5 protein-coding genes are annotated in these 6153 nt (G+C 69.5%); all 5 read right to left on the bottom strand.

What is annotated here, in order from left to right; all coding sequences use genetic code 11:
* A partial coding sequence (pyrF, locus tag ON39_RS19640) for an orotidine-5'-phosphate decarboxylase (RefSeq protein ID WP_040736411.1) occupies positions 1 to 498 on the bottom strand: 498 nt, incomplete at its 3' end.
* Between the two features lie 40 nt (positions 499 to 538).
* Entirely contained in the window at positions 539 to 3853 is a 3315-nt protein-coding gene (carB, locus tag ON39_RS19645; RefSeq protein ID WP_040736405.1) for a carbamoyl-phosphate synthase large subunit, read from the bottom strand.
* A gap of 5 nt (positions 3854 to 3858) precedes the next feature.
* Positions 3859 to 5052 (bottom strand): glutamine-hydrolyzing carbamoyl-phosphate synthase small subunit, encoded by a 1194-nt coding sequence (gene carA / locus ON39_RS19650; RefSeq protein WP_169335899.1) that lies wholly within the window; start codon positions 5050 to 5052, stop codon positions 3859 to 3861.
* Positions 5049 to 5567 carry a PH-like domain-containing protein gene (locus tag ON39_RS19655; protein ID WP_040736409.1) on the bottom strand — a complete coding sequence of 173 codons (519 nt, stop codon included), beginning with the start codon at positions 5565 to 5567 and terminating at the stop codon, positions 5049 to 5051. Before ON39_RS19655 ends, carA begins: the two co-directional genes overlap by 4 nt.
* Positions 5568 to 6153, bottom strand: a 586-nt coding sequence (locus ON39_RS19660) for an amidohydrolase family protein (RefSeq protein WP_040736410.1), incomplete at its 5' end; no start/stop codon positions are given. It lies immediately after the preceding gene.

Consider the following 6153-nt stretch of genomic DNA (forward strand, 5'->3'; position numbering starts at 1 on the left):
CGTGACGACCCGTTGCAGCTGCGCCCCTTCGGGATTCGAGGTCGCGGCGAGCACGAACACGCCGCGGCGATTGGCCTCGGCCAGCGCCAGAGCCGGTGCCAGCGAGCCGAATCCGAGGTACGGCGAGGCCGTCACGGCGTCGGAGCCGAGCGGCCCGTCACCGAGCCAGGCGTGCGCGTAGGCGTCCATAGTGGAGCCGATGTCGCCGCGTTTGGCGTCGGCGAGCACCAGGGTGCCCGAGCCACGCAGCACCTCGATCGTGCGCTCCAGCACGGCGATTCCGGCCGAGCCGTAGGTCTCGAAGAACGCGACCTGCGGCTTCACCAGCGCGACGCAGCCGTCGAAAGCCTCGACGCAGATCTCCGCGAACTGCTCGAGCCCCTCCGCGTCGACGGGCAGGCCCCAGGACTCCAGCAGGCCGGGGTGCGGGTCGATGCCGACGCACACGGGGCCGAAATGCGCCATGGCGGCGCGCAATCGGGCTCCGAAGGTCCGCACCGCACCCGCTCCGTCCTGCTCCGCTTCCGGCACGTTCGGCTCAGCCACGCAGCACCGAGTGCAGTTCCTGCAGCGAACGCACCCCGATCCCGCCGTTGATGCTCGCCTCGATGCCCTGCACCGCGGCGGCGGCGCCCTGCACCGTGGTGATGCACGGGATGTTCACACCGACGGCGGCGCTGCGGATCTCGTAGCCGTCCACGCGCGGGCCGGAGTTGCCGTACGGGGTGTTGAACACCATGTCGATCTCGCCGTCGCGGATCTGCTCGACGATCGTCGGCTGCGGCACGTCCCCGGTCTCCGGCTCGGAGTGCTTGCGCACCCGCTCGCACGGAATGCCGTTGCGGCGCAGCATCTCCGCGGTGCCGTCGGTGGCCAGGATGCGGAATCCCAAGTCGTGCAGGCGCTTGACCGGGAAGACCATGGCGCGCTTGTCCCGGTTCGCGATCGAGACGAACACGGTGCCCGCGGTGGGCAGCGAGCCGTAGGCGGCGGTCTGGCTCTTGGCGAAGGCGGTGCCGAAGTCGGCGTCGATGCCCATCACCTCGCCGGTGGACTTCATCTCCGGGGAGAGCAGCGAATCCACGCCGGTGCCGTCGGCCTTGCGGAACCGGTGGAACGGCAGCACGGCCTCCTTCACCGCTACCGGGGCGTCTAGCGGGACGTGCCCGCCGTCGCCCTCGCCCGGCAGCATGCCTTCCTTGCGCAGCTCGGCGATGGTGGCGCCGAGGGCGATTCGCGCGGCGGCCTTGGCCAGCGGCACGGCGGTGGCCTTGGACACGAACGGAACCGTCCGGCTGGCACGCGGATTCGCCTCGAGCACGTACAGCACGTCGTCCTTGAGCGCGTACTGCACGTTCAGCAGGCCCTTGACGCCGATGCCCTTGGCCAGCGCGACGGTCGAGCGGCGCACGGCCTCGATATCGCTGCGGCCCAGGGTGATCGGCGGCAGCGCGCAGGCGGAGTCGCCGGAGTGGATGCCGGCCTCCTCGATGTGCTCCATCACGCCGCCGAGGTAGACCTCCTCGCCGTCGCACAGCGCGTCGACGTCGATCTCGATGGCGTCCTCGAGGAATCGGTCGACCAGCACGGGGTGCTCCGGGCTGAGCTCGGTCGCCCGGGAGATATAGCCCTCCAACGAGTTCTCGTCGTAGACGATCTCCATGCCGCGCCCGCCGAGCACGTAGGACGGGCGCACGAGCACCGGGTAGCCGATGCTCGCGGCGATCTTCTTGGCCTGCCCGAAGGTGGTGGCGGTGCCGTACTTCGGCGCGGGCAGCCCGGCCGCGACGAGTACGTCGCCGAACTCGCCGCGGTCCTCGGCCAGGTCGATGGCGGCGGCGCTGGTGCCGACCACCGGGACGCCTGCGTCGGTGAGCCGCTGCGCAAGGCCGAGCGGCGTCTGCCCGCCCAGCTGCACGATGACGCCCGTGACGTGCCCCGACTCGGTCTCCGCGTGGTACACCTCGAGCACGTCCTCGAAGGTGAGCGGCTCGAAGTAGAGCCGGTCGGCGGTGTCGTAGTCGGTGGAGACGGTCTCCGGATTGCAGTTGACCATGACGGTCTCGTACCCGGCCTGCGAAAGCGTCTGCGCCGCATGGACACACGAGTAGTCGAACTCGATGCCCTGACCGATCCGGTTCGGGCCGGAGCCGAGGATGATCACCTTGTCGCGCTCGCGCTGCGGCGCGACCTCGGACTCCGCGGCGGGGTCGAGCTCGTAGGTCGAGTAGTGGTACGGGGTCTTGGCCTCGAACTCGGCGGCGCAGGTGTCGACCGTCTTGAAGACCGGGCGGATGCCGAGCCGGTGCCGCAGCGCGCGAACGCCGGTCTCCCCCGCCAACTCCGGGCGCAGCGCGGCGAGCTGACCGTCGGACAGGCCGTAGTGCTTGGCCCGGCGCAGCAGCGCCTCGTCGAGCACGGGCGCGTCCATGATCTCCGCGCGCAGCTCGACCAGGCCGGCGACCTCGGCGACGAACCAGGGGTCGACGCCCGACGCGGCGGCGACGTCCTCGATGCTCGCACCGAGGCGCAGCGCCCGCTCGACCTGGTAGATGCGGCCCTCGACGGGGGTGCGCAGGTCTTCGAGAATCGCCGCGACGTCGGTCCATTCGCCGTCGCCCTGGGTCCAGAAGCCCGCGGCCTTGGTCTCCAGCGAGCGCAGCACCTTACCGAGCGCCTCGGCGAAGTTGCGCCCCAACGACATTGCCTCGCCGACCGACTTCATGGTGGTGGTCAGCGTCGGGTCGGCGCCGGGGAACTTCTCGAACGCGAAGCGCGGCGCCTTGACGACCACGTAGTCCAGCGTCGGCTCGAAGCAGGCCGGCGTCTCCTTGGTGATGTCGTTGACGATCTCGTCGAGGGTGTAGCCGATGGCCAGCTTGGCGGCGATCTTGGCGATCGGGAAACCCGTTGCCTTGGAGGCCAATGCGGACGAGCGCGAGACGCGCGGGTTCATCTCGATGACGATCAGGCGGCCGTCGGCCGGGTTGACCGCGAACTGGATGTTGCAGCCGCCGGTGTCGACGCCGACCTGGCGCAGGATCGCGATGCCGAGGTCGCGCATCTTCTGGTACTCGCGGTCGGTGAGCGTCATGGCCGGGGCGACGGTCATCGAGTCGCCGGTGTGCACGCCCATCGGGTCGACGTTCTCGATCGAGCAGACCACCACGACGTTGTCGCGGCTGTCGCGCATGAGCTCGAGCTCGAATTCCTTCCAGCCCAGGATGGATTCCTCGATGAGCACGTTCGCGGTCGGCGACGCGGCGAGGCCGCCGCCGGCGATGCGGTCGAGATCCTTGTCGTTGTAGGCCATTCCGGAGCCGAGGCCGCCCATGGTGAACGAGGGCCGCACGACCACAGGGAATCCCAGCTCGGCGACGGTCTCGCGCACCTCGTCCATGGTGAAACAGACTCGGGAGCGGGCACTTTCGCCGCCGACCTCGGCGACGATGTCCTTGAACTTCTGCCGGTCCTCGCCGCGCTGGATGGCGTCGAAGTCGGCGCCGATCATCTCGACGTTGTACTTCTCCAATACCCCGTTCTCGTGCAGCGCGACCGCGGTGTTGAGCGCGGTCTGCCCGCCGAGGGTGGCCAGGATGGCGTCGGGCCGCTCCTTGGCGATGACCTTCTCGACGAACTCCGGCGTGATCGGCTCGACGTAGGTGGCGTCGGCGAACTCGGGGTCGGTCATGATGGTCGCCGGGTTGGAGTTCACCAGTGAAACCCGCAGGCCCTCGGCCCGCAGCACCCGGCACGCCTGGGTGCCGGAGTAGTCGAACTCACAGGCCTGGCCGATGACGATCGGGCCGGAGCCGATCACCAGGACGTGCTTCAGATCATTACGACGTGGCATCTGTATCAGACTCCCTTCCGCTGCGCGGCCGGGCCGCCTTCCATGAGACCGGCGAAACGGTCGAAGAGGTACGCCGCGTCGTGTGGTCCGGCGGCGGCCTCCGGGTGGTACTGCACCGAGAACGCGCGGCCGTCCACGAGGCGCACGCCCTCGACCGTGCCGTCGTTGGCGCACACGTGGCTGACCTCGGCCTTGCCGAACGGGGTGTCGAACTGCTCGCCCTGCTCGCCCGCCAGCGCGAAGCCGTGGTTCTGCGCGGTGATCGCGATGCGGCCGGTGCCGTGCTCGATCACCGGGATGTTGATGCCGCGGTGACCGAACTTCATCTTGTAGGTGTCGCGGCCGAGCGCGCGGCCGAGGATCTGGTTGCCGAAGCAGATGCCGAACAGCGGCAGGCCGCGCTCGAGCACGCCCTGGGTCAGCGCGACCGCGCCGTCCTGGGTGGCCGGGTCGCCGGGGCCGTTGGAGAGGAAGACGCCGTTCGGGTTCAGCTCGAGGATCTGGTCGATGGAGGTGTTCGACGGCACCACGTGCACCCGCACGCCGCGCTCGGCGAACATGCGCGGGGTGTTGGTCTTGATGCCGAGGTCGACCGCGACCACGGTGAAGCGGGGGTCGCCCGCGGGCTCGAGGGTGTACACCGAGTCGGTGCTCACCTCTTCGGCCAGGTCGGCGCCGAGCATGGACGGTTGACCGGTGACCCGGCCGAGCAGTTCGTCCGTGTCGGCGAGAGCGTCACCGGAGAAGATGCCCGCCTTCATCGAACCGCGGGTGCGCAGATGGCGCACCAGGGCGCGGGTGTCGATGCCGGAGATGCCGACGATGTCCTGGCGTTGCATCGCCTCGGGCAGCGTGGTGGTCGCGCGCCAGTTGGAGGCGCGGCGCGCGGGGTCGCGCACCACGTAACCGGCGACCCAGATCTTGCCGGACTCGTCGTCCTCCTCGTTCCAGCCGGTGTTGCCGATCTGCGGCGCCGCGGCGACCACGATCTGCCGGTGGTAGCTGGGGTCGGTGAGGGTCTCTTGATATCCGGTCATCGCGGTGCAGAACACCGCCTCGCCGAGCGTCTCGCCTACGGCGCCGTAGGCCGCGCCGCGAAACACCCGCCCGTCCTCGAGTACTAGAGCGGCTTGCCCACCCGTCGCCCGGCCGCCACCCCTCACGGAATCGCTGCGCGATGCTTCTTCTGTCGTCGTCATCCCTCGTCGTCTCCCGTCATAGTGCCCGTGCCCGCCTGCGTGCCCCTCGTCCAAGCCGGGTACACCGACTTGTCGTCCCCTCGGAAACCGGTATCTATCTCGGTCCCGGTGGGCAGCTTCCAGCGAACTACCAGCACACCATCTTCTGTCATTACCTTGCCCGCGTGCCCGCGTTCGGTGCGCACCGCGGTGATGGATTCCTGCGGGATCCAGATCACCGACGCGCCGTCGCGCTCGAGCAGAATTCCCCGTTCGAATCGCGTGAGTTCCGCCGTGGCCCGGAAACCCAAGTCACCGACGGCGATTCGGTCCTGCCAGCTCGGCGCCATGGTGCTGCCGAGATACAGGCCCGTGGTCGGTTCGAGCACCTGTGCGCCGAGGTCGGCGGGCACCACGGGCAGTTCCCCGATGCCGGCCTCCTGGCGCGCGGCCCGGTTCTGCCAGCCTCGGTACATCAGCCAGAGGCACAGGACGAACAGCGCCGCCAGCCCGACAACCCACAGCGTTCTCTCCACTTACGGACCTCCAGTGCGCTTCACCGCTTTGCCTTCGCGGGCGGTTACCCGGCCCCTGAGCAACGTCGTTGTCACTCGGGCCGGGAACGTCATGTCCTCGAACGGCGTGTTGTTCGAGATGCTGGCGAGTTCCTTCGCGCGCACGGTCCAGCTCGCCCGCGGGTCGACCAGCGTCAGGTTCGCCGGCTCGCCGACCTCGATCGGCCTGCCGTGCTCGTCGAGGCCGACGATCTCGGCGGGCCGCTCGCTCATCACCTTGGCGACGCCGCGCCAGTCGAGCAGGCCGGGCTCGACCATGGTCTGCACGATGATCGACAGCGCGGTCTCCAGGCCGAGCATGCCGGGGCGGGCCGCGGCGAACTCGCAGCACTTGTCCTGTTCGGCGTGCGGGGCGTGGTCGGTGGCGACGCAGTCGATGACGCCCTCGGCCAGGGCCTGGCGCAGCGCGGCGGCGTCGGAGGCCTCGCGCAGCGGCGGGTTGACCTTGTTGACCGCGTCGTAGGTCTCCAGGCGCGAGTCGTCGAGCAGCAGGTGGTGCGGGGTGACCTCGGCGGTGATCGAGATCCCTTGCGCCTTGGCCCATTTC

Origin of the sequence: Nocardia tenerifensis NBRC 101015, assembly GCF_000308715.1 — a bacterium.
In the GTDB taxonomy this organism is placed as follows: domain Bacteria; phylum Actinomycetota; class Actinomycetes; order Mycobacteriales; family Mycobacteriaceae; genus Nocardia; species Nocardia tenerifensis.